We start from the raw sequence: 24,208 nt of genomic DNA on the forward strand, positions 1-24,208 counted from the left end.
TACATGGTAAATTGGTTTTGTGGTTAAAGAAAAATATGTAGGTATAACTTATGGTGATCCTGCTGGTATTGGGCCTGAAATACTTTGTAAAACATTAGGTGAATGGAAAAAAAGAAAGTTTAAACCTACTCCACTTATTATTGATGAATCCGATGTTTTACCTAAGTGCAAAAAACAAAAGCCCTCGAAACATTCTGGTTTAATAGCCTACAGATGCTTAAAACAAGCAATTAGTTTGGCTAAAGATAAAAAAATGTCTGCTCTTATTACAGGGCCGGTATCAAAAAAATTAATTAACTTGTCAAAAAGCAAATTTAAAGGCCAAACTGAAGAAATTGCAAAAAGCTGTAAGATTCATCCTGATAAAGTAATCATGCTTTTTGTTGCAGGCGATTTTAAAATTGCTTTATTTACAAGGCATGTTGCTTTAAAAGATGTAAGCAAAAAAATTACAAAGAAAAAACTTTTAAGTTTTTTGCTTTTACTAAATAAAGAATTAAAAAAATGGTTTCATATAAAATATCCTAAAATAGCTATATTAGGTTTAAATCCACATGCCAGTGAAGATGGAATGTTTGGGAAGGAAGAAAAGAAAATAATTACACCAGTAATTAATAAACTAAAGTCTTTTGGTTTAAATCTGTTTGGTCCTTTATCGCCAGATGGAACTTTAGCACAAGCCGGGCAAAATTATTTACATAACAAAAGACAAAAATATAATGTGTATGTTTCTTTTTATCATGATCAAGCTCTTCCTCTTTTTAAGGCAGTATGTGGATTTTGTGGTGTTAATGTAACTCTTGGAGCACCATTTTTAAGAGTTTCTCCTTGTCATGGGACTGCATTTGATATTGCTTTTAAAAGTAAAGCATCTAATCTTAGTTTAGTTAGTGCAATTAAGTTGGCGGAAAAATTGATTATTAGACCAAAGACCAAAGACCATAGACCATAGACCATAGACTACAAGAAGGTCTATAGTCTATAGTCTGTTGTCTATAGTCTATTTTCTAATAAGTGATAGCACTTCAGATCTTGATGCCTGATTGGTTTTAAATATTCCACGTAAAACAGAAGTTACTGTTTTACTTCCTGGTTTTTTAATCCCTCTCATTGACATGCATAAATGTTCTGCTTCAATTACTACAGCAACTCCCATTGGATTTAGTTTTTCTACAATTGCATCTGCTATTTGAGTAGTCATTCTTTCTTGGAGTTGTGGTCTTCTTGCTGTTACTTCAACTACTCTTGCTAACTTGCTTAAACCTGTAATAAGTCCTTTATTTGGTAAGTATGCTACATGAGCAGCTCCAAAAAAAGGAATTAAGTGGTGTTCACACATGCTGTAAAAGTTTATATCTCTAACAAGAATTATCTCATCATGATTTTCTGTATAAGTTATTGTAATTTCATCTTTTGGATCTTTATTTACACCAGAAAACAATTCTAAATACATTTTTGCTACTCTATCTGGAGTAAGAAGAATTTCTGTTCTTTCGGGTTTGTTATCAATTACTTTTAGTATTTCACGAACTGCATTTTCAATTACTTCTTTTTTTTCTTTGCACTTTTTATCAACTTCAAGGATTTTGGTAGTTTCTAACATATTTTTCCTTTTAATGTGTCAATTTTAAATGAGATTTTATTTGGTTAAAGCTAATGTTAATTAAGAATTAATATTTATTTAGTGTAAAATAATATCTATGCAACGAGTCTTATCAGTTTTAGTAGAAAATGAATCTGGCGTTTTAACTAGAATAGCTGGTTTATTTTCAAGACGTGGTTTTAATATTGAATCATTAACTGTAGGACCAACAGAAAATCCAGCATATGCAAGAATGACAATTACAGTTAATGCAAGTAACTTTGCAATAGAACAAATAACCAAACAACTTCATAAACTTATAAATGTCATAAAAATAACTGATCTTACTGAAACTAGTTTTGTTGATCGTGAATTAGCTTTAATAAAAGTTTCATCTACAGCAACTACAAGATCAGAAATTATTCAAATAGCAGATTTATTTAGAGGTCATATTGTTGATGTAGCTGAAGATATTTTAATTGTAGAAGTAACTGGTGAGCAAGGAAAAATAAATGCAATTGTTCATTTGTTAAGTAAGTTTGGTATTAAAGAAATTGCAAGAACTGGCAGAGTAGCTTTATCACGTGGCGTAAGAATTAATGAATCTCAAATATCCCAAAGGGTACCTCTTAGAATGGTTACCTCAACTTAAGGAGCTCTTAACAAAAACCAGCTAATAATTTTTTCTTATAACTTTTTCTTAACTAAGTTCTGCTTGAATACCTTTACTGAATGTAAAAGCATTCAGATTTGTTTTATAAAAGAGAGGCAATAACAATGAGTGAATTAGATGGAATAGGAAATAATTATAGTGTTCCTTCTTTACAAGCAACTCCAAAAGCTAGTGAAGTAGAAGCTAAAGATAAGTTAAAAGAAGCAGAGTCTTTAGAAGAAGCTACTAAAGAACTTAAAAAGGAGGAAGAAGAGCTTCTTAAAGAAGCAGAAGAAAAGAAGAAAAAAGCTGAAGAAGCACAACTTTTAGAGCAGTACTATAGAGCTGCAGCAGCAGCGCTTAGAGCCTATGCACAAAAATTAGAACAAAATAATAAAGTCGTTAATGATACAGATAAAGAAATTACTCCGCTTGAACCAATTAATCCAACAATAAAGGATAAGGTTGAAGCTAAAATAGTTATCCCAAAAGGATTAACTGCTGCTCAGATTATAGAAATAGCTAAGAAATTAGAAAGACAAGCAGAAGTTTATGGAAAAGAACAAGAAAATTTACGAGACCAGGTTGATAGAATTCTAGAAAAGATAAAGGGTATTCAAGATAAATTAACACAAATAACAGAACTACAAAAGGATATAAAAAATGATAATCGTTTAGATGTTCGTATGATGAAGGCAGCAGCATATAGTATGTTAGCCAGACTTAAAGCAGATAAAGAAGTTGAAAAGCTTGATCAGCAGTTAAAAGCAGGTGTAGCTCTTTCTCAGCAAAAAGAAGCCGGGGAAAATGCCATGAGATTTAAGTAAAAGAAGGAACTTGCTATGTTTATTTTAGAAATAGATAGAGTTAATAATTTCATTCTAGGATTACCAAGTGGAATTCAAGGAGATTTGAATGGTGATGGGATTCTTGATACAGCACAATTTAGTCTCTCCTCTCAAGCAGGAAGAGCTGGTACATCATCACAATCTTCTGATAGTGATGATAGAAGGATAGCTGCTGAAGTACAAGCAGAGCTTAGTAGTATTTCGCAAACAGTAACAGTGTCAGGTGGTGGCAGTAATGTTCATTCATCAGCACGGCAGGCAGCAGCTGCATATGGAAAAGCGGCTAATGCAGCCAAGAAAGCTGCAACAATACAAAATTTGAACATTGCAAATCCTTTAGTATCTATGGCAGTTAGTGCAGTTGCTTTTTTCTCGCAAATGTTTGACATGTGGAACATTTTAATAAAAGAGAATACAAAGAAATTGAAGGAAAGCGTTGATAGTACACGAGCAGCTAGGTAAACCTTCTTTAGATTTTTTAAACACTTGCTAGTGTTTGTAGCTTGCTCTTAAAGATTTTAATGTCAGCTGCAGTTAATGCTGCACCTAAGTCAGCTAATTTCTGACCTTCTAAAGCTTGATAAATAAGCTCACCCTCTCTTTCCATATCTTGAGGAGTTGCTGTTTTATTTAATTTCTTTTGTTGTATATTAACTAACTCATGAGAAGCCATATTGAAAAGTGCTCTTCCTGTGTTAGCTATTGATTGTCCATCCATATTATATTTTCCTTCTTATTCTTAAATATTAGTTTGATCTATAAATAAAAAGCATCTTGTACACTTTTTTTGATAGTTATATTTCTCTGTTATTTTAAATAAATATTCTGAGAGGTTATTATATGGTTAAATATTTAAAAGCTTATATGTGTAGTTGAATTGAAAAAGATTTAACTAAGTTAAAGCCTCTTTAAGATGCTGTCATCTTAAAGAGGCTTTAGTATTAATATTCCGAGCTCTTGGATTTAACTCAGATCTACTGAAAGAGTCAATTAAAGGTCGACATGACCTACGAGACTTAGTTTTCAATAGACCTTTAAGATTTCAGCTTTAGACTGCTCTTAGTGTACCGAGCGAAGCCTGGAATTGCTTAATGTTTGCTTGTTTTATTCCTTCATCAAGCTGTTTCTGTAAGGTTTCTCGTACCTTTGTATCTATCATAGCATCGGCAGCAGATTGCGCACCATTTATATTTAAAATAAACATAATTTTTTCTCCTTTGTTTTAAAGTACTAATTACTTTTTTAGGGACAGCATCAAGTATATGTGAGCACTATTAAAATAAAGTTATGATTAGTACAAATATTTTGCTGGTATGTAATTTAAGTTAAAAAAATCACTTATAATATTTACTTAACCTCTTCTTAAAAAATTATGGGTTTTTACCTACCGCCTTCCTCGCTCATTCCTCGCTTGTCAGGCTTTGCAAAGTGCTCTCGGTATGCTTATACCTAACACAATTCAGATTTTACCGAGTTTTTTATAACTTTTGGGATAAAATCTTACTGTGTAAATAGTTTACTTTGAAATGTTACTCTAGGTAAGCAGTAACAATTATGGAATCACTTACAAAATTAGGCAAAGAACCACTTATGTGGCTTGTTGAGTTAGGAGAATCGTTTAAGTTCTTTATAATTGCTTTGGGCTTAATTTTTACTAATAAGTTCTCAAAGAAAGAGTTTATTCGTCAAGCAAGTAAGTTTGGGTTTGATACTTTGCCTGTAGTGGCAGTTGTAAGTTTTTTTATTGGACTTGCTTTAACACTTCAAATTTCAAAACAACTTATGGGTATTGGAAATACAAGCTCACTTGGTACATCTGTTGCAGTTTCAATAGTTAGAGAAATTGGGCCAGTTGTTGCTGGCGTAATGATTGCAGCTCGAATTGGTGGTGCAATGGCAGCAGAAATTGCAACAATGAGTGTAACTGAACAAATTGATGCTTTAAGAATTATGAAATTAAACCCAATAAGCTTTCTTTTTGCACCACGCTTACTTGCATCTATGATAATGACACCACTTCTTACTGTGTTTGCAATTTATATTGGTAGCTTGGGCGGAATGATTATTGCTATTGTATATGTTCAGTTAGATCCTTATATGTTTTTTGATTCTTTTAGATCAGTAGTTGGAAATAGAGACATAGTAATTGCTTTGTTAAAAGCTCTTGTAAATGGTGCATTAGTTGCTACGTTGAGTTGTAGTTTTGGAATGGAAGCAGCTGGTGGTGCTGCTGGTGTAGGTCAGACTACTACAAAATCTGTTGTATGGGCAATGCTTGGAATATTTTTATTTAATTTCTTAATTACAAATAGTGTATACTCTGTTGGTAAAGTATTGGATCCAGCATTTGTAAAATGACCCACCTCATTAAAGTGCAAAATGTAAGTAAGTCTTTTGATGACTTAAATGTGTTGAGTAATATTTCCCTGATAGTAAGTTCTGGTGAAAGTGTTGCAATTGTTGGGCCGTCTGGAGTAGGAAAATCTACTTTACTTAGAATCATTTCTGGATTAGACATTCCAGATGTTGGCAAAGTTACTCTTAATACTGAAAAAATAAGTATGGTTTTTCAATATAGTGCTTTGTTAAATTCTTATACTGTTGGTGAAAATATATCTTTAGCACTTCATAACGGTAAACTAAGTAAGGAAGAACAACATAATAAAATAATTGAAAAATTACGTTTGGTAGGATTAGAAAGATATATAGATTATTTCCCTGATCAATTGTCTGGTGGTCAAAAAAAAAGAATTGGTTTTGCAAGAGCACTTGCAGCAGATCCAGAAGTCATTCTTTATGATGAACCAACTTCAGGATTAGATCCAATACTTTCTACTTTAATTGAAGATTATATAAATCAGTTGTCGAATGAATTTAAAGTTGCAAACTTAATAGTAACTCACCAACTCTCTACAATAAAAAGAACAGCTCAAAGAGTTATTATGCTTTATAAAGGAAAGATTGTTTGGGAGGGTTCTTCAAAAGACTTTCTAAACTCAGATGATTCATATGTGGCTCAATTTGTAAAAGCAGAAGTAAAAGGTCCTTTACTTAATAGCTTGCTAGAATAATAGCTTGTTATAAAGGTAAAATGAGACATATCAGTGAAATAAAAATCGGTGTATTTGCAATAACGGGTCTTATTTTGCTTGTTTTTGGCTGGGCCTTTTTAAGAGAATTTTCAGTTCAGGTACAACAAAAATTTACAGTAGTTTATGATGATGTTGTTGGTTTAACTAAAGGATCTTTTGTAAGAATAAATGGACTAAGAGTTGGCCGGGTTGATAAATTAACCCTTGATACAGAAAATAATAAGGTATTGATTGATGCTAGAATTCAAATCCCAAAAGTTAATATTCCAAAAGACTCAAAGGTTTATATAAGAACAAGTGGTTATGTTGGTGATAAATATTTAGATATAGTTCTAGGAATGTCAAAAGTTTACATTATGGATGGAGAGGTGGTTCTTGGTGAACCTGCATTTGATGCATTTCAGTCTCTTGAAAAAGTTGGTCAGATTTTAAATCAAATTGATTCAAAAACAGTTGGTCAAAATATTCAAGATGTTACAAAAAATGCAAATATTGCAGTAAAGAAAGTAGCTACTGCAAGTGATGAAGTTTCAATGGCTTTAAATCAAAAATTCTTGTTGCCAAAATTATTATTTGGAAAATTAAAGACTAAAAGAGAAAAAACTTAATCACTTTCTTTTTTCCAGATCGGTGCCTTAGATTTAATTTCATCAATTAAAAACTTACATGCTTCAAAGGCTTCTTTTCTATGAGTAGAAGTTACACCAATCCAGATAGCAACTTCTCCAATTGGTACGTCTCCAATGCGATGAACTACAATTATATGTTTTACATTCCACTTTTTAAAAGCACTGGCTTTAATCTCATCCATAACTTTTAAAGCCATTGGATAATAACACTCATAAATAACTTTGCTTATTTCTTTACCATGATTAGATTTCCTGATACGACCTTCAAAAGTTACAATACCACCACAAGTTTCATCATAAAGTTTCTCTGACAATACTTGAACAGGAATTTTATTTTCTGTAAGCTCTATCATTTAACCACCTGATACAAAAGGAAAGAAAGCAACTTCATCTCCTTCTTTTACTTTATCTTCAAGTGAAGCATAATTATGATTTATTGCATATAAAGTTGCTTGTGATTTTTTTTCAGCTTTTTCAACGCCTTCAATATTATTAAACAATTGATCTCTAATGGTTTTAATTGTTGAACCTTCTTTTACTACTAATTCAATTTTCTCTTTTTTAAAAAGATCTTTCAGAGACGCAAAAAAAAGCACATGGATTTTTATTGTTGCTATCTCTGTTGCTTTAATGTTCTGCACTTCATCTTCTCCTTAAAAACATTAATTAGTTAAAGATGTTGCCAGTGCTTTTTCTTTTCTAAGAACAAAGTGACCACGAAATAAATGTGGGATTAACCATATAAGAAAAGAATATGAGAAGTGAACAAAAAGCATGCTCTCTTGAATTGTTGTAGAGATTAATTTAGTTATATTGATGTAAAGAACATTGCCATTTGTAATTTGTTTTCTTGTTTCTTTCCAAAATTCCTCAAATGACTTACGGGAATATGTTAATGACTGAGAAAAAATATTTTGTTTTTTAAACCAGAGATTTAGCGAAGTAGTTAATTTTTTCCATTCACTTGAAATTGGATTTGTTTTTAAGAGACTAAGAATAGCACTACAGTAAGCAGATTTTAATTCTTCTATTTTAAGTTCACGCCATTGCTTTGTGTATGCATAACGTTTTTGTAATTCTTTAATTACGCATTCTTCCAGGTTACTCCTAGGCCTTGTACGTAACCAAACCTCTTCCATTTCAAGAGCAAGTTTTATCCACAGATTTATGTTTCTATAAATATCTTTTAATCTTCTAATAAAATGCTTCAAGGGTGGTTCAATCTGGCAGCCAGGCCGACGTTGTAATCTATCTTTAAATCTAAAAATCCCTTCTAACATTGGATGTCCATTTTCTATAAAGACAGAATTCTTGTAAAAGAGACATTTCATAAAAACTTCCCAGTAATTTTTCTTAGGGACACGTTTTAAAATTTCCACCATGTTTTCAAGGGAATAAAAAGAAGTCCATGCATTATTATATGCAGCCATTATTTCATCACTAGTCATATTTGGATGCTTTAAGGTAACATGAAAAGAATCATATTTATTTAAGTCTGGATCAATTGGTACTTCATCTTTTTTAAACTGATTGTGATCTTTTGATCCTGGAAGAGGAGTCATGATAAAAAAGGATGCTTGTTCAGGACCTAATTCATTTTTTAAACGTTCAACATCTTCGCGAATAGATTCAGTAGTATCAAAAGGAAAACCAATAATATATGCAATGTGTGTATCAATCTCATGTTTTCTATATGCAGAAATTAAATTTTTAAATTCTTCCACATGATTATGTTTTTTTCCTGCTGACTGAAGATTATTAGGATTTAAACTTTCCATTCCAATGAAGACATGTTTACAGCCAGCTTGCCTTGCCTTTTCTATAAAATGTGGGATTTTATCTGATTGAGTGTCTACTTGAATCATAAATTCTATTGGGATTTTTTCTTGCTCACGAAGCTGAATTAATCCATTAAAAATTGCTTCCCAGTTTTTATTCCTGGAAAAATTGTCATCTGTAAAGAAATAAAAAAGTATTTTATGCTTGTAATAATTTTCCCTGAGCAAGTCCATGATTTTATTTACATCACGACAACGCATCATACGACCGTGGACATTAACTACTGTACAAAAGGAACAATCAAATGGGCAGCCACGGCCACAGTCAAGTGTTGTATAGTTAGAAGAAATAAAACGGTTTAAATATTCTTTATTTACATGAGGCATTGGAGCAAAACGAATGTCTGGAGGTGTACAAAGAAAGTTGTAGATTGGTTTTAGATTATTTTGAAGAGCATCATTTAAAATTGATTCCCACTTTCCTTCAGCTTCACCTGCAATTATAGTTACACCAGCATCAATTAATGTTTTTATTTCAGGAGGAAGAACAGGGATCATGCTAACAGAACCACTTACATGAAACCCGCCAATTAATACATCAACCTTGCCTTTTCTAAACTCAAGTGCTAGATCTGAAGCTCTTGGAAACTGGTTTGATTGAACTCCAACTAAACATACAATAACTTTATTGTCATTTTTTTTACTTTCTTTAATAATTTTATTAACTTCTACTTTTTGAACACTTTCATCAATTAGTATAATTTTCCACTTCAAATCTTTTCCTAATACTTCTCGCTTACGAACATCCTCGGTTAAACCAGACAAGCATGCTAGTGTATTGCTTGGCAATATACCTTTCCAGTGTCTAAGTACATAACCATCATCGTCATATTTGGAAGGTTTAATAAGATAAACTAATAGCTTCTTTTTGGTTTTTATAGCAAATATGTTTTTTATTTTCATGAAGGGTTACTTATTTGGCAGCAACACTTATAACGTTCTTTCGGAATGTTTTTCATTGCTTCAAATATTTCTTTTCTTTCACTTTCCTTAAGTAGTCCATCAATGGACGGATAAAGAATCTTTTCTTCTTTTAAATTATGATGAGATAAAGCAGATAAAAGATTTCTTTCTTCAGAATCAGAATTTAAATTATTCTCTTTAATTTTTTCATGTATTTGTTCTAAGAATCCACCTATTTCTATATGTTCAGATCTCATTACTGCTGTAGGGCCAGCATTAGTCATACCTGTCTTTTTCTCAAAAGCTGGAAATAAAAGATCTTCTTCCCATACTATGTGTCTTTGTAAACTAGTTTTAAATTCTTTAAAAAGTTCTTTTGCTTGTGAAAAATCACTTTTTTTAAAATTTAGAAAACCTTTAAAAAGGTTATCTAATCTACCATGATCTCTACTAAAATATTCTGCGATGCTTTCTACCACCATTTCTTCCTCTTTTTCTTCGTCTTCCTTGTTGTTTAGACTATTAAATTATACCTTAAAAAATAAATTTGTTTTTAATTCTTTAGTCCGCTTAATCTTCATCAAATGGCCAAGATGGTAAGTTCTTTTCAAGAGACTTATCAACTCTATAGCCTAATGCATATTCAGCTTGTAAAATTGTATGTATTTCACGTGTACCTTCATAAATCAGTGCACCTCTTGAATTACGAAAATGTCTTTCAATATCAAATTCATTTGAGTAGCCATATGCTCCTAAAATTTGCATAGCATCATTTGCTGACTCAAAAGCATTATTACAATTAATCCATTTAGCTAATGATGTCTCTCTGGTGTTTCTTTTTCCTTGATTTTTAAGATAGCCTGAATTATAAATTAATAAGCGTCCAATATCACGAGCACTAACCATTTTTGCAATCATTTGTTGAACAAGTTCATGTTTCCCAATTTCTTTTCCAAAGGTTTCTCTCTCATGTGCGTATTTAACACTTGTTTCAAGGCAAGCTTCTATTATCCCAAGAGCTCCAGCTGCTACAGTATAACGCCCATTGTCTAATGCACTCATTGCAATCTTAAAACCATCACCTTCTTTTCCAAGAAGATTTTCTTTGGGTACTTTTACATCTTGTAATGAAATATTTCCTGTGTTTCCTGTTCTAACACCAAGTTTGCCACAAATAGTACTTGTAACAATACCAGGTAAGTTTCTTTCAACTATAAAAGCAGAAATCCCTTTGTATCCTTTGTCTTTATTTGTGTATGCAAAAATTAAAAAGTTATCAGCAATGTCTGCAAGTGAAATCCATGTTTTCTCACCATTTAAAATATAATAGTTGCCTTGTAGCTTAGCTGTTGTTTGAATCCCACTAACGTCTGAACCAGCATTAGGTTCTGTAAGTCCAAAGGCTCCTGTCTTTTTACCAATTGCTTGAGGAGTAAGATACTTAATTTTTTGTTCTTCATTTCCCCATTGAAGTAAAGTAAGTGAATTTAGTCCAGTGTGAACAGATAGTACTACACGTGCAGAAGAATCAATTTTCTCAAACTCTAAACAAATGAGACCTAATGAAATATAATCCATTCCAAGTCCGCCGTATTTTTTAGGAATACAAATTCCCAAGAAACCTCCTTCTCCCATTTTTTTTAAAACATTGTAATCAGGCTCTGCCTTCTTGTCGCGTTCTTTTAATCCTGGATAAATTTCTCTTTTTGCAAATTCTCTAGCTGAGTTTGCAATTAATAAATGCTCTTTTGTTAATTCAAAATCCATCAATAATTATAGTAGTATACTATAAGAGGTTAGAGATTAGAGGAGAAAAATAATGGCAGTAAAACAACTTGAACTAAACCATGAAGTAGTGAAATTTTTATCCAATGCACCCAAAAAAATGTTAATTAACGGGAAGTTTGTAGAAAGTATTTCGAAAAAAACATTAGATACTATAAATCCAGCAACTGGAGAGCTTCTTGTCAAAGTATATGAAGCTTGTAAAGAAGATATTGACCTTGCTGTTAAAGCAGCAAGAGCTGCTTTTGAAGGTCCTTGGAAAAAAGTAAGTCCGTATCAAAGGCAACAGCTTTTATTAAAACTGGCAGATTTAATTGAAAAAAATGGAGAAGAATTTGCACAGCTTGAATCATTAAACAATGGAAAAGCAATTAAAGAAGCTAGAGCTTTAGATATTCCTTTTACAGTTGAGCATATTCGATATTATGCTGGCTGGGCTACAAAAATTCATGGTGAGACAATTCCAGTTTCTTGTGGAAATTATTTTAGTTATACTTTACGGGAACCTGTTGGTGTAGTTGGTCAAATTATCCCCTGGAATTTTCCGTTAATTATGTCAGCCTGGAAAATTGCAGCAGCAATTGCATGTGGATGTTGTGTTGTGTTAAAACCTGCAGAACAAACACCACTTACTGCTCTGAGACTTGGTGAACTTATTATGGAAGCAGGATTTCCAGCTGGAGTTATAAATATTTGCCCAGGATATGGACCTACTGCAGGTGCTGCATTAGCAGCTCATTTAGATGTGGATAAAGTTGCATTTACTGGAGAAACTTCAACAGGCCGTGAGATTGTAAAAGCTTCAGCAGGAAACTTAAAAAAAGTTTCACTTGAGCTTGGTGGTAAATCACCAAATATTGTTTTTAGTGATGCTGATATAGACAAAGCTGTTCAAGGAGCTTTTGGTGGTGTGTTTTTTAATCAAGGTCAAGTGTGTTGTGCTGGTTCAAGACTTTTTATAGAAAAACCAGTATATGAAAAGTTTGTAGACAAGCTTACTGATATTGTTAGTAAGATGAAGGTTGGACCTGGCTTAGATCCTGAAGTAGACATGGGTGCTATTGTAAGTAAAGAACAATTTGAAAAAGTTACAAATTACTTTGAGATTGGTAAAAAAGAAGGAGCAAAAGTAGCATATGGAGGTAATAAAGCAAAAGGTCCTGGACTAGAAAAAGGATATTTTGTTGAGCCAACAATTTTTTCTAATACTAATAACAAAATGAGAGTTGCCAGGGAAGAAATTTTTGGTCCTGTAATTTGTGCAATTCCATTTGAAAATATAGATGATGTAGTATCTCAAGGAAATGACACTGTGTATGGTCTTGCAGCAGGCTTATGGACTCAGGACATTAAAAAAGCTCACAAAGTAGCTAATGCATTAAAAGCAGGAACTGTTTGGATAAATTGTTACTGTGCTTTTGATGTAGCTTCACCATTTGGTGGCTGTAAACAAAGCGGATATGGCCGTGAATGCGGGAAAGATGCTTTAGACCTTTATACTCAGGTCAAAAGTGTTTGGGTTAGTTTAGATTAATTGGTTTGTTCTATATCCTAAAATATACTCAGCTTGAATTAATGTGTGGATCTCTCTTGTAAGTCCATAAATAAGAGCTCCTCTTGCATTTCGAAAGTATCTTTCAATATCAAACTCATTACAGTAACCATAAGCTCCTAAAATTTGAAGAGCATCATTAGCTGATTCAAATGCATTGTTACTGTTAATCCATTTTGTTAAAAATGATTCTCTTGTGTTTGCTTTTCCTGTGTTTTTAAGATATCCAGTATTGTAAATAAGTAGTCGTCCAATATCCCTGGCTGCTACCATTTTTGCAATCATTTGCTTCACAAGTTCATGTCTTCCAATTTCTTTTCCAAAAGTTTCCCTCTCGTGTGCATATTTGATGCTAGCTTCTAAACATGCTTCAATTATTCCAACTGAACCAGAGCCAATTGTATACAAACCATTATTAAGTGCACTCATTGCAACTTTAAGTCCTTCTCCTTCTTCTCCTAATAAATTTTCCTTAGGTACTTTTACATCTTGCAATGAAATGCTGCCTGTATTTAAAGCTCTTATACCAAGTTTTCCATAAATTGTGCTTGTTGTTACTCCAGGAAAATTTCTTTCTACAATAAAAGCTGATATTCCTTTATTTATTTTTGCAAAAATTAAAAAATGATGAGCAACATTAGCAAGTGTTATCCAGGTTTTTTCTCCATTTAAAATATAAAAATTATTTTTATATTCTGCCCTCATTTGAATACCATTTATGTCAGAACCTGCATTTGGTTCAGCCATTGCAAAGGTAGCAATCTTGTCACCTTTTACTTGTGGGATAAGATATTTTCTTTTTTGATTTTCATTTCCCCATATAAGAAGTGGAATTGAATTAAGTGCTAAATGAGCTGTTAAAATAAAACGACAAGAAGTATCTATTTTTTCAAACTCAAGACAAACAAGTCCAAGAGAAATATAATCTAATCCTTGTCCATTATATTCTTGTGGGATGCATATACCTAGGAAACCAGCAGCTCCCATTTTTTTAATTATGTTTAGATCTAGACTTTCGTTTTCATCATATTCTTTTATTTTTGGATAGATTTCTCTTCTAGCAAAATCTTTTGCTGAATTTGCAATTAAGCAATGTTCATTTGTTAAATCAATATACAATTTATGTTGCTGCCTATCTAACGTAACATAGAACAAGGGTCAGATCTATATATCTGCCCTCTGTTTGTTTATAATATAACAAGATGAAAAGACTTATTATAATTGTTTTAATCTTTTGGTTATTCAGTGCAACTAAAGTTAATGCTCAAACTCAAGCTGTTAATAAAGATACTCAAAAAAATTCTGAAGGCTGGATTTTGAGTGGTTCTTGGAGGAGTCGTATTGAAGATTGGGATTATTTTGATCCTGGGAAATTAACAAGTGGGGGAAATAATAAATATGTCTTCAATGGAAATTTATTTAGGATTAAAGCACTAAATGAAAAAAAATATACTGATACTGCTCTTGAGTTTTCTATCCCTTATTTTATAGCTCTTCCAAACAATGCAGCAGGACTTCCACCTTTTGGTCCTCTAGGACAAGGTGCTATTTACAGAGGAATAAACCAGGGTAATTTTACAAATATATTTCTTAAACAAGCATATGTAAAATTTAAAGGTATACCAGAAAAGCATACTAGCTTAAAGCTTGGCAGGTTTGAATTTGGAGATGGCAGTGAAGTTCAAGTCAGTGATAAAACTTTAGATTGGCTTAAGAAAAATCGGATAAACGAAAGATTAATTGGGAATTTTGGATTTACTCACATACAAAGAAGTTTTGATGGCTTTGAAACAAAATTTGATAATCCTAATTTAAATGCCACAGTTTTTGGAGCTTTTCCAACTCAAGGTATATTTGATTTACAAGGACATAAGGATATTCCTAAAGTTAGAGTTTTGTACACTGGTTTAACTAAAAAAGATAAGTCTGAAAAATCAGAAGGAAGACTTTATTATATTTTTTATAATGATGCTCGCAATGATGTGCTCAAAGTTGATAATCGTCCAATACCTGTAAGAACTTTAGATGATCAGGATCTTTATATCCATACATTAGGTGGACATTATATACGGAAGTTTGGTCCTTTTGATTTACTTAGTTGGGGAGCTCTTCAGGGTGGGGACTGGGGAGTACAAAAACACAGAGCATATGCATGGGATGCTGAAGGTGGTTTTAAACCTCCTAAGTTACCATGGAATCCTTGGCTAAGAGCTGGATGGACAATTACTTCTGGCGATAATAATCCAACAAATGGAACACATAATACTTTTTTTCAGTTACTTCCTACACCAAGAACCTATGCACGAACTCCAATTTTTAATTTAATGAATACAGATGATAAGTTTATTCAGCTTGTTTTTAATCCAAGAAAAAAAATTACTACTCGTATTGATTTTCATAAAATTGATTTAAATAAGCCAAAGGATCTTTGGTATTTTGGTGGGGGAGCATTTAGAAATAGTGTTTTTGGATACGGTGGATTACCAAGTGGAGAAAAAAGTGATTTTATAAACTTACTTGATTTAAGTTTAGATTATGAAATTACTAAGTTTTTAAATTTTACTTTTTACTTTGGACATGTAATTGGTAAGGATGTTGTAAAAACTACATATCAAGGAAGAAGAGGAAATTATTTTTATTGGGAGATGACAAGAAAGTTTTAGTAATAGCATAGGGGTCAGATCCATGGATCTGACCCCTATTTGTTCAGAGAATAACGTAGCCCTTGGTGCTCCTTAACTATTCATTACGTCCAATCTTAGAAAAAATTTATTTTCATGAAATTGTTATACGGATAATAAGCTTCTTAACCTGGGTAGGAAGCAAGTATGGCAACAAGGGTTAACCCGATAAATAATAATTCTAATCTTGCAGTCAACTTAGTTCACCCAGGATTCAATGACTTCTTCAAGTGGATGAATGGAAAATTTAATCCAGAAGAGGCTAAGCAAAAAGGCTATTCAAATCTTTTTATAAAAACAAATGGTCTTATTTTAAATACTACAAAATCTATTTGGAGTTTGCATCTTCCCCTACAAATTATTGGTTTATTTAGTGAAAGATTTCAAAAATTAGCAAAAGCATTTTATGGGGTGTGTTGGTCAATTGTTTATACCTCTCTTAGACCTTTTACTCCTGATAGAAAAACTTTAGGTGGCAATAAAGCTACACCACTTGTAAAAGAAGCATACAACTTAAATGAGCATTTTAGAGTTGGGATGGGAACAGTAGTTAGTGCACTTTATGGTGGTGGAGCATCTGGAATGTTATGGGGAGCAATTACAGGAGATGATAACTTCTTTGACAAATCAGCAAAAGTTTATTCAACAGGAATGTTTAATCAAAATCAGATATTTGGTTCTATGAACCTAGAAAAACTTTTGTCAAGAAAGTTTAATAACAGCAGTGAACAATTGCCAGCCAAAGTAGACCAAGAACAAACTGGCGTTAAAGAAAAAATGGAGTTTCTTGATGCAGTACTTTTTATTCCAAATGTTATTGCAAGAGGATTAGATACTGTGAAACTATTTGGGGGAGAATTAGGTGAAGGGTTACAAAGAAGCATCAATGCATTTGGAAAGTTTTCATATGGAACATGGGCTTGTAGATTTGGGGAATTAAAGAAAAAGAAATCTAAAGAAGAAGATGGTTCAGAATATGGTGGAGATTTAGAACCTTTAAATCCAGATTTAGAAGGAGCTGCTGCAAAAGTTGATAAAACACTAAGAGCTACACAAGAAAAAAGCGCAAAAGTATTTCAAATAGTGATACCAGGACTTTCGTGGACATCTAGTTTACTTGAACTTGTAGGGCTTCATGAGCTATCTGAAAAAGTATTCAAGTGGGAAGGAATATTAGAAAGATTACATCCGACAATTGCAAGCTGGTGTATACGACATCCAATATTAAATTTATTTAAGAAAGTTGAAAGTAATCAACAAGAAATACAGAAGGAGGTTCGTGAAGATATATCAATTCATGAACAACATACTGCAACACAAGTTGAAGAAGAAGAAGAACCAGTTATACTTAGCTTTGTTGAATATGCAAAAAATAAGAGAGATGAAATAGAAAGAAAGAATGGAGAAAGTATGAAAGTTGATTTTAATCTGGTTGAACTAGCAAAAACAAGTGGAGTAAACCCGGATCAGTTGAAAGAAGCTCTTAAATATGAGATAGAATTTCAAGGTGGATTGCAACAAAGTGATCCTGGTATTGTAAGGCTGATTCAAGAAAATTACCCGGGTGATGTGATTCCTGAAATAGCTGATCGTGCAGATATTAAAACAGAAATTAAAAGAACTGCAGAAGAAATTGACGTACCTGATTGGATAATTTATCAGGCTCTAAGAATGGAATTGTTGGGTCAAAGAACAGGGTGGCCCGCTGATTATAGAAAGCTCAGAGAACGAACCTCTCTCGCTGGTTAATAATGAAGAATAACAGGCAGTTATACTAAAGTTTGTTCCAAAAGTAGTAGAAGTTGCTCAAGATACAGAAAATACATCTAATCAAGTAGTAGAAAGAAATGATGATTTAATGAAAGTTACTTTTGACATAGCAAAAACACCAAAGGTAGTAGAACTTTTACAAGGGAAAATCCCACAGGAGGATACAGTAGGTACTCCAATAGATGATGCGGTTATTACAATGGTAGATGCAGTCGAAGCTGCTGAAGAAGGAATAATTAACTGGGAATCCATTATGTCTGCTTGCAGAGAAGGAAAAATAAGCAGCACTGTTGTGGAAGAATGTTGGAAACATTTTCCTGTTGATGATCGTTTAGATAATTTGTTTGCACAGGCTAGAGATGCAGCTTATATGACAGAATTAAAAGAAAAAAGTATTCACCAGTATAATACTGTTCTCAGAGCTTGTGCGAGCTAGCTAGAAGTTAATTTTGAACTAGGTGAAAAAAGTAAGTTTTGCTTGGAAGAAAGTTTAGATTAGATAATCCAGAACTATATAACCTTGACGGGACTACAAAAATTATTCATGACAAGGTGAAAATTGAAGAAGAAAAAGACTTGGTTGCTGAAGCTACTTGAGCCAAACTTAGTAGAGAACGAACTGGCGAACTGGCGAAAATTACCTTAAAAATATTTCTTTAGCAATAATGAGTCTTTGTATTTGAGAAGTACCTTCATAGATTTGAAATATTTTTGCATCCCTCATAAGTTTACTAACAGGATATTCGTTTGAGTATCCGTAACCACCAAGGATTTGTACTGCATCAGTTGTAACTTTCATAACAGTATCTGCAGCAAATCTTTTTGCAAAAGATGCTAACTTTGTATTTCTAATATTATTGTCATGTGCCCATGCTGCTTGCCATGTAAGTAGCCTTGCAGCTTCAATCTCAGAAGCCATGTCTGCTATGAGAAAATTAATACCTTCATGCATTGCAATAGGTACCCCAAATGAGATTCTTGTTTTTGAGTATTCTATTGCGTGTTCCATAGCTCTTCTGGCAACACCAACAGCATTTGCTGCAATTCCAGGCCTTGTATAATCAAAAGCTTTCATTGCAATCTTAAAACCATCACCTTCTTGTCCTAAAAGATTAAACTTAGGTACTTTAACATCTTCAAAAGTAATAGCATGGGTAGCAGAAGCTCTTTGCCCCATCATGTCTTCTTTTTTACCAATTTTAATACCAGTAGTATCTGCATCTACTATAAAAGCACTTACCCCTTTGTGTCCTTTAGACATGTCAGTTTTTGCTAAAACATAAAACCATTTTGCAACACTTGCTCCTGTAATCCATTGTTTTGAACCGTTAATAATATATTCACTCCCAATAAGTTTTGCTGTAGTTTGAATACCACTAACATCAGATCCAGCTTGTGGTTCAGTTACTGCATAAGATGCAAAAGTTAATTCTTTTGTCATCATACTTAAATATTTTTTCTTTTGATCTTCACTTCCAGCAATTATTACAGGTGCAGTTGCTAAATGATTTACAGCAAATGCAGTTGTAATGCCTGAACAACCCCAGGAAAGTTCTTCTGTAATAATTACCTCATCTAAAGCTTTAAGTCCTGGACCATTATATTCAAGTGGTATATTGAGATTCATTAATCCAACTTCAAAAGCTCTTTTAGCAATTTCCATAGGAAATTTACCAGTTTTATCATGCTCTTCAGCATGTGGTTGAATTTCTTTGACTGAGAATTCTCTAGCTAATCTTTGAAGTTCTTTTTGTTCATCAGTTAAACTAAAGTCAATCATTTTACTCTTTTATATCTTCTCCTAATTCATCTAAAATAGCTTGGTTATGCACTCCTATGAGCCATTGTGCAAAACCATAAAATAATAAACCTATTGAAAAGAAAGCAAGGATTATATGATAGAGATTCTTTTTTATATTAGCAATGAAAAGTTTTACTGGATGTCCATCTTCTTTGCTAGTTGCAAGCGTCCCGTCGAGGTATTCTTCGCTATCGGGAATACCGTCGTTATCTATATCTAACTCGTTTCCTATTTCTTTTGCTAAATTCTCAGGATGGCTTTTAAGTTTTACAAATCCTTTCTTGCCTAAAATATAAATTAATTTATTTCCAAATTCATTTAAAATAGGACTATTAACTTTTTGGTGTGGTTCAAAAGCAGTTCTTGCTTCCATTAATTTTTTAAGTTCTTCTTTATTTAGTGATCCAATTTGACCAGGGCCATTCCCATCAGGACCGTCACTGTTTGTATGGCATAAAGCACAGTTTATATTCCTGCCAGATGTCTTAAGAGAGTATTCATAAAACTCAGAATAAGCATGTGCTTGTAACAAAGGTGTAGCTAAAACAAAAAGCAGGAAAGAGACTAAAAGAAAGACAAGCTTCACGTTTTTACCCATCTCCTTTTATTAAATGAAAAATCATATCGCCAAATATTGTCATAATTACAAAATAAGAAAAAGCTAATATTGAAAGAAAAGTAAGCATCTTTCTACTTGTTCCAGCAAATATTTTTGGAACAAGAAATAACACAATAACTATAGTAGTAAGGGCAAGTATAATTATCCAAAAAGGTAACAGCTCCATTGGGTAATATACGAAGAAAAAATACCATTCTGGTTTAATTCCTTCAGGTGTTGAACCCGAGGGATTATACGGCTCCATAAATGGATAAGCAAAAAATGATTCAAAAGGAATTGTAATAGCAAGTACAAATAAAATAAAAAAAGTAACAGTCCATAAGCTAAAATCTTTAATTAAGAAATTAGGAAAAAACTTTTCAGAACTTTCAACGCTTCCATCTACCCCTTTACTCATTCCTTGTAATTGAACTGAAAGTAAATGAACTCCTAAAATTCCAAATATGAGTAATGGAAGAACAACAACATGAATTGAAAAAAACCTGCTTAATGTTTCTTGTCCTACTGTTTGTCCTCCTTGAATTAATTCAATTAACTTATTAGGTAATTCTGAAAAAGTACCAGGTAAATATGGACTAACTGCACCTATAAACTGTAAGCCAACTTTTGTAGCATTTACTGAAAGCTGATGCCATGGTAGTAGATAGCCAGTAAATGCAAATATAAAAGTAGTAAATAAAAGAAATACCCCACTCCACCATGTAACTTCTCTAGGTTTTTCAAATGCTTTCATTGCAAAGGTAGTTAATAAATGTATAATTGCAGCAAGTACCATTATTGAACTACTCCAAGAATGAAGATTTCTTATAACTGCTCCACCAGGTACTTTATCAGAAATAAATTTTACAGAATCATATGCTTCTTCTATTGTTGGCTGGTAGTAAAAAAGTAAAAGAAGTCCTGTAATAAGCTGGATGATAAAAAGTAAAAGTGTTAGGCCACCAAGATAGTATGCCCATTTCATTTTATGATTAGGGACCTCCTTCTTCATAAGCATTGACTGTAAATTCATTTTTTCCAGGGGAAATCTTTCTTGTATAAAGTTAGAAATTTGAATTAAAACATTCATGAAAATTCATTCCTTGGAATATAAACCTTATACTCACTGAATTTTGTTTTATTTATTTTATCTACGTTAGTTACAATTTTATTGCTTGAATCTTTTAAGACATATTTAATTTGTGAAAGTGGTTTTAGGGCAGGACCGTCAATTACATTTCCTGTTTTAATATCAAAATGTGAGATATGACAAGGACAAAGGAGCTTTCCACCTTCAGCTTTACTTATAATTGTGCAACCTAAATGGGGGCATTTTGCAGAGTAAAGCATAGGCAGTCCGTCTTCTCCCTTAAAAGCAAGCCCAGGCTTCATTTCATAGTCAATAAAATATATGCCTTGATCATTCTTTAAACTTTTTAAATCCGCAATAAAAATAAAATCCTTAGTTAATCGCTCATGTTCAAGTTCTTTTTGATAAGCTGCTGCTTTTATTTTTTCTAACCTCTTTTTTAATAGCTCAGCTTTTTCTTTTCTTGATAAAGATGGCCCCATAAAAAATGGAATTACTTTGTCTATAATGCCAATAGCTAGAAGTACCATTCCCAGAGTAATACTTAAAATAGCTTTTAAAAAACGTCTTCTTGTTTCAGCTTGAGTTTTAGCAATCACTACTGCTTTCTTAGGCTCTCTAAAATTCCAAATCACTACTTGAGGTAATCTGTATAAGTACTCAAGTGGTAATGAAAACATGTGAACAAGCCTTGTAAAAGGAATCAGGAGTATTATTAGCCAAGCTAAAACAATGTGGGATTTAATGACAAAAGGCATATCCTTGACATATGAAATATCAGGATTGAAGAATAAAATACTTAACACATAAGGACTAACTGTTCCTGGTGACCATGAAGCTCCCCATTTATATAAGGTAGCAGTTAAAATTCCAAGAAATACTTGAACAGTTAAAAGTAGCAAAACTATAAGATCCATTGTTGAAGTAACTGCTTGAATTCTTGGATCCCTTAATCGCCTGATAAAAAGGATTACTAAACCTAAAAAAGCAAATAGTGCTGCAATTAGTCCCATACTTTCAAAGGTATAAAGTATTCTAATATCTGCAACTAGTGACTGTAAGAATTTTGGTGCAAAAAAAGCAACTCCATGCCATAAAATAATTAATCCAATACCAAGATGCCAAGGAACTGAACCCCAAAGTAGTTTTTCTTTTTCTAAAAATTGTGATGATAAAGATGAAAAACCAAATTTGTTTGAGTTAAATCTATAGATAGATACAAAAATTACAGAAAATAATGCTATGTATGGAAGTCCAATTAAAAGAAAGAAGTCATGCATGTCTTAACTCCTTTACTATACTTAACTCTGCAATTTTTTTTATAGCCGTGAGTAAATATTTATATGGATTTGAATTGTTATTTTTGTTTTCAAGCTCCTTTAACATTAAATTGATTGGATGAATTACACATTCAGCAAGAAGGGTATTATACTTATCTTTATCATTAAGACTGGAAGCAAGTTTTAAGATTTGTGAAATATGATCTGGCAATTCACTGTTGTTGTTTAAATTATTTTCTTTATATGCTTGCTTTAAACGTGTCATGAGAGTACCTCTTTTATAACCATCTTCACCAAATATATGAACTCCAATATAAGGAGTACAAGCAGGATTTAATTCAAAAGTTTTTACATAAAGCTCTTGTAATTTTTCTTTTGAATTTTCTTTTACAAAAGATGAAAATTTATTAAATAGATTTTTAATTTCTTTAACCTCGTTATCAAAATTATTTAACATAGTTTCACAACTATTTAGTAAGTTACAAAAACCATCTTGTGGATATTCCAAGAGTTCTGCAAGTGAGTAAAAGTTATTTTTTTGATTCATTAAAATCCTCTCCTTGGCTCTTTTATCTCTCCATATCCTGTGCAGCCCTTACAAACTTCTGGTTCTTTAGTAACCATTGCTTCTTCTCTTTGAATTGGTGGTAAGACAAATCTTTCGTTTACAGTTGCAAGAGAAGTTATTTTATATATTTCTTCAGCTTCATTTTCAGTAAGATATGCTTCTCTCATTATTTCATACACTTTACCGTTATCTAGATCTCCTAACTGCTGCATCCTTTTAAAATAACGTACAGCCATCATTTTCTTTAATGCATAAGTAATAATTTCTTCATTTCCTGCACTAAATAATTTTGCAAGATATTTTATGGAAAGTCTTGCATGTTCTAAGCTTGTAAAAAATTCTTTGGCTGAATGATCATATAATCTGTTTACAACTTTTCCTAAAACAGGAAGTAATGGAGGGACATAAAAAAGCATTGGTGATGTTCTATACTCTGGATGTAATGGTAGAGCTAATTTCCATTCAACAACATATTTATAGACAGGCGAATTACAAGCAGCATCAAGGAAATTGTCACTTATTCCATTTGCTTTAGCAGCTTCTATAATCTTTGGATCATATGGATTTAAGATTATTTTTCTTTGAGACTCAACTAAGCTATGTTCTGGAACTTTCATTGCTTCTTGTATTTGTTCTGCGTCATAAAGTAAAACTCCTAAATATCTTATTCGCCCAACACATGATTGGAAACATGAAGGAGGCTGCCCTGTTTCAAGTCTTGGATAGCATAATATGCATTTTTCAGCTTTTCCTGTTTTCCAGTTATAATACATTTTTTTGTATGGGCAAGCTACAATACAAGCACGCCAGCCTCTGCATTTATTCTGATTAACAAGTACAATACCATCTTCTCCTCTTTTATAAAGTGCTCCTGATGGACAAGCTGCTACACAAGAGGGGTTCACACAATGATTACAAATTCTTGGGAGATACATCATTGAAATATTTTCAATTTCCATCATTAAGTCTCGTTCATCCTGAGATAAACTTTGAAGATTAGGATCATTTTTTGCATAAAGGTTTGAGCCACCAAGATCATCATCCCAGTTTGGCCCAGCTTTAATCTCTACTTGTTCTCCTGTTATTTTTGATATTGGAATTGCAGTTGGTTGATCATCACTTAAAGGTGCATTAAATAAATCTTCATATTTATATGTCCACGGTTCGTAATAATCATCAAGACCAGGCATATTTGGATCATAAAATAACTGTAATAAACTTTGTAATTTGTTATCTGTTTTTTTTAGTTTAAGTTTATCTTTAACTAATTCCCATCCACCATTGTACTTTTCTTGATCTTCCCATTTAATAGGGAAACCTGTTCCTGGCTTGGTTTCTACATTATTCCACCACATATATTCTGTACCTTCACGATCAGTCCAGATATTTTTACAGGAGACACTACATGTGTGACAACCTATACATTTATCTAAGTGAAATACTACTCCTACTTGTGCTCTTACATCCGTCATTCTTTATAATATAGTTTCAGACAAGCTGAAACTTCCCGTGACAAATCCAAGTAGCTTGATCGGATTT

Annotated in this window: 26 protein-coding genes; 11 read left to right on the forward strand and 15 right to left on the reverse strand. The window is 32.5% G+C overall.

The genetic code is table 11. The annotated features are described in order from the left end of the window. Window positions 1–19: 19 nt before the first annotated feature. Window positions 20–952 (forward strand): 4-hydroxythreonine-4-phosphate dehydrogenase PdxA, encoded by a 933-nt coding sequence (locus tag HYY52_07715; protein MBI2996570.1) that lies wholly within the window; start codon window positions 20–22, stop codon window positions 950–952. A gap of 48 nt (window positions 953–1,000) precedes the next feature. Here the strand turns inward: HYY52_07715 and folE are convergent, their stop codons facing one another. Further along, window positions 1,001–1,603 carry a GTP cyclohydrolase I FolE gene (gene folE / locus HYY52_07720; GenBank protein MBI2996571.1) on the reverse strand — a complete coding sequence of 201 codons (603 nt, stop codon included), beginning with the start codon at window positions 1,601–1,603 and terminating at the stop codon, window positions 1,001–1,003. 97 nt (window positions 1,604–1,700) lie between these two features. Between folE and ilvN the strand changes: the two genes are divergently transcribed. The 3 genes from ilvN (at window position 1,701) to HYY52_07735 (ending at window position 3,544) form a co-directional block, all read left to right on the forward strand. Beyond that, complete coding sequence (ilvN, locus tag HYY52_07725; protein ID MBI2996572.1) at window positions 1,701–2,234, forward strand: acetolactate synthase small subunit; 534 nt, start codon at window positions 1,701–1,703, stop codon at window positions 2,232–2,234. Between the two features lie 125 nt (window positions 2,235–2,359). Beyond that, window positions 2,360–3,061, forward strand: coding sequence for a hypothetical protein (locus tag HYY52_07730; protein ID MBI2996573.1), 702 nt, complete (start codon window positions 2,360–2,362; stop codon window positions 3,059–3,061). Between the two features lie 15 nt (window positions 3,062–3,076). Then, the gene (locus HYY52_07735) at window positions 3,077–3,544 is read left to right on the forward strand and encodes a hypothetical protein (protein ID MBI2996574.1); all 468 of its coding nucleotides are present in this window, start codon (window positions 3,077–3,079) and stop codon (window positions 3,542–3,544) included. A gap of 16 nt (window positions 3,545–3,560) precedes the next feature. On the opposite strand, the gene HYY52_07740 is transcribed toward HYY52_07735, so the two are convergent. Next, window positions 3,561–3,800, reverse strand: coding sequence for a hypothetical protein (locus tag HYY52_07740; GenBank protein MBI2996575.1), 240 nt, complete (start codon window positions 3,798–3,800; stop codon window positions 3,561–3,563). Between the two features lie 330 nt (window positions 3,801–4,130). Next, entirely contained in the window at window positions 4,131–4,286 is a 156-nt protein-coding gene (locus HYY52_07745) for a hypothetical protein (protein MBI2996576.1), read from the reverse strand. Window positions 4,287–4,636: 350 nt separating this feature from the next. On the opposite strand from HYY52_07745, the gene HYY52_07750 reads away from it, so the two are divergent. Genes HYY52_07750 through HYY52_07760 form a run of 3 tightly spaced genes read left to right on the forward strand, consistent with a single transcriptional unit; the run spans window position 4,637 to window position 6,782 of the window. After that, window positions 4,637–5,440 carry an ABC transporter permease gene (locus HYY52_07750; protein ID MBI2996577.1) on the forward strand — a complete coding sequence of 268 codons (804 nt, stop codon included), beginning with the start codon at window positions 4,637–4,639 and terminating at the stop codon, window positions 5,438–5,440. Continuing rightward, window positions 5,437–6,153 (forward strand): ATP-binding cassette domain-containing protein, encoded by a 717-nt coding sequence (locus HYY52_07755; GenBank protein MBI2996578.1) that lies wholly within the window; start codon window positions 5,437–5,439, stop codon window positions 6,151–6,153. Before HYY52_07750 ends, HYY52_07755 begins: the two co-directional genes overlap by 4 nt. A 20-nt stretch (window positions 6,154–6,173) precedes the next feature. Next, window positions 6,174–6,782: an MCE family protein gene (locus tag HYY52_07760; GenBank protein MBI2996579.1), complete on the forward strand. Its 609-nt coding sequence runs from the start codon at window positions 6,174–6,176 to the stop codon at window positions 6,780–6,782. Here HYY52_07760 and HYY52_07765 read toward each other — a convergent pair. The 5 genes from HYY52_07765 to HYY52_07785 all read right to left on the reverse strand — a co-directional run bounded on the left by HYY52_07765 (window position 6,779) and on the right by HYY52_07785 (window position 11,311). After that, entirely contained in the window at window positions 6,779–7,156 is a 378-nt protein-coding gene (locus tag HYY52_07765; protein ID MBI2996580.1) for a molybdenum cofactor biosynthesis protein MoaE, read from the reverse strand. The genes HYY52_07760 and HYY52_07765 overlap by 4 nt on opposite strands. Beyond that, window positions 7,157–7,444 carry a MoaD/ThiS family protein gene (locus HYY52_07770; GenBank protein MBI2996581.1) on the reverse strand — a complete coding sequence of 96 codons (288 nt, stop codon included), beginning with the start codon at window positions 7,442–7,444 and terminating at the stop codon, window positions 7,157–7,159. Window positions 7,445–7,465: 21 nt separating this feature from the next. Then, window positions 7,466–9,544 carry a radical SAM protein gene (locus HYY52_07775; GenBank protein MBI2996582.1) on the reverse strand — a complete coding sequence of 693 codons (2,079 nt, stop codon included), beginning with the start codon at window positions 9,542–9,544 and terminating at the stop codon, window positions 7,466–7,468. After that, window positions 9,541–10,023, reverse strand: a complete 483-nt coding sequence (locus tag HYY52_07780) for a hemerythrin domain-containing protein (protein ID MBI2996583.1) — start codon at window positions 10,021–10,023, stop codon at window positions 9,541–9,543. Before HYY52_07780 ends, HYY52_07775 begins: the two co-directional genes overlap by 4 nt. Before the next feature lie 91 nt (window positions 10,024–10,114). Next, window positions 10,115–11,311, reverse strand: a complete 1,197-nt coding sequence (locus HYY52_07785) for an acyl-CoA dehydrogenase family protein (GenBank protein MBI2996584.1) — start codon at window positions 11,309–11,311, stop codon at window positions 10,115–10,117. A gap of 52 nt (window positions 11,312–11,363) precedes the next feature. Between HYY52_07785 and HYY52_07790 the strand changes: the two genes are divergently transcribed. Next, entirely contained in the window at window positions 11,364–12,863 is a 1,500-nt protein-coding gene (locus tag HYY52_07790) for an aldehyde dehydrogenase family protein (GenBank protein ID MBI2996585.1), read from the forward strand. Here HYY52_07790 and HYY52_07795 read toward each other — a convergent pair. Then, the gene (locus HYY52_07795; GenBank protein MBI2996586.1) at window positions 12,855–14,000 is read right to left on the reverse strand and encodes an acyl-CoA dehydrogenase family protein; all 1,146 of its coding nucleotides are present in this window, start codon (window positions 13,998–14,000) and stop codon (window positions 12,855–12,857) included. The two genes, HYY52_07790 and HYY52_07795, sit on opposite strands and share 9 nt — an antisense overlap. A gap of 83 nt (window positions 14,001–14,083) precedes the next feature. Between HYY52_07795 and HYY52_07800 the strand changes: the two genes are divergently transcribed. The 3 genes from HYY52_07800 (at window position 14,084) to HYY52_07810 (ending at window position 17,768) form a co-directional block, all read left to right on the forward strand. Next, complete coding sequence (locus HYY52_07800; protein ID MBI2996587.1) at window positions 14,084–15,544, forward strand: alginate export family protein; 1,461 nt, start codon at window positions 14,084–14,086, stop codon at window positions 15,542–15,544. Between the two features lie 165 nt (window positions 15,545–15,709). After that, window positions 15,710–17,311: a hypothetical protein gene (locus tag HYY52_07805; GenBank protein ID MBI2996588.1), complete on the forward strand. Its 1,602-nt coding sequence runs from the start codon at window positions 15,710–15,712 to the stop codon at window positions 17,309–17,311. 109 nt (window positions 17,312–17,420) lie between these two features. Beyond that, entirely contained in the window at window positions 17,421–17,768 is a 348-nt protein-coding gene (locus tag HYY52_07810; protein ID MBI2996589.1) for a hypothetical protein, read from the forward strand. A 201-nt stretch (window positions 17,769–17,969) separates the two neighbouring features. On the opposite strand, the gene HYY52_07815 is transcribed toward HYY52_07810, so the two are convergent. The 6 genes from HYY52_07815 to narH all read right to left on the reverse strand — a co-directional run bounded on the left by HYY52_07815 (window position 17,970) and on the right by narH (window position 24,141). Beyond that, on the reverse strand, window positions 17,970–19,109 hold the full coding sequence (locus tag HYY52_07815; GenBank protein MBI2996590.1) for an acyl-CoA dehydrogenase family protein: 1,140 nt from the start codon (window positions 19,107–19,109) through the stop codon (window positions 17,970–17,972). Window positions 19,110–19,113: 4 nt separating this feature from the next. Next, window positions 19,114–19,719: a hypothetical protein gene (locus HYY52_07820; protein ID MBI2996591.1), complete on the reverse strand. Its 606-nt coding sequence runs from the start codon at window positions 19,717–19,719 to the stop codon at window positions 19,114–19,116. 4 nt (window positions 19,720–19,723) lie between these two features. After that, window positions 19,724–20,716 carry a cytochrome bc complex cytochrome b subunit gene (locus tag HYY52_07825; GenBank protein MBI2996592.1) on the reverse strand — a complete coding sequence of 331 codons (993 nt, stop codon included), beginning with the start codon at window positions 20,714–20,716 and terminating at the stop codon, window positions 19,724–19,726. Between the two features lie 101 nt (window positions 20,717–20,817). Further along, window positions 20,818–22,101 (reverse strand): respiratory nitrate reductase subunit gamma, encoded by a 1,284-nt coding sequence (gene narI / locus HYY52_07830; GenBank protein ID MBI2996593.1) that lies wholly within the window; start codon window positions 22,099–22,101, stop codon window positions 20,818–20,820. Further along, entirely contained in the window at window positions 22,094–22,648 is a 555-nt protein-coding gene (locus tag HYY52_07835; protein MBI2996594.1) for a molecular chaperone TorD family protein, read from the reverse strand. Before HYY52_07835 ends, narI begins: the two co-directional genes overlap by 8 nt. After that, window positions 22,648–24,141 (reverse strand): nitrate reductase subunit beta, encoded by a 1,494-nt coding sequence (gene narH / locus HYY52_07840; GenBank protein ID MBI2996595.1) that lies wholly within the window; start codon window positions 24,139–24,141, stop codon window positions 22,648–22,650. Before narH ends, HYY52_07835 begins: the two co-directional genes overlap by 1 nt. Window positions 24,142–24,208: the final 67 nt, after the last annotated feature.

Source organism: Candidatus Melainabacteria bacterium (assembly GCA_016193285.1).
Taxonomy (GTDB): domain Bacteria; phylum Cyanobacteriota; class Vampirovibrionia; order 2-02-FULL-35-15; family 2-02-FULL-35-15; genus JACPSL01.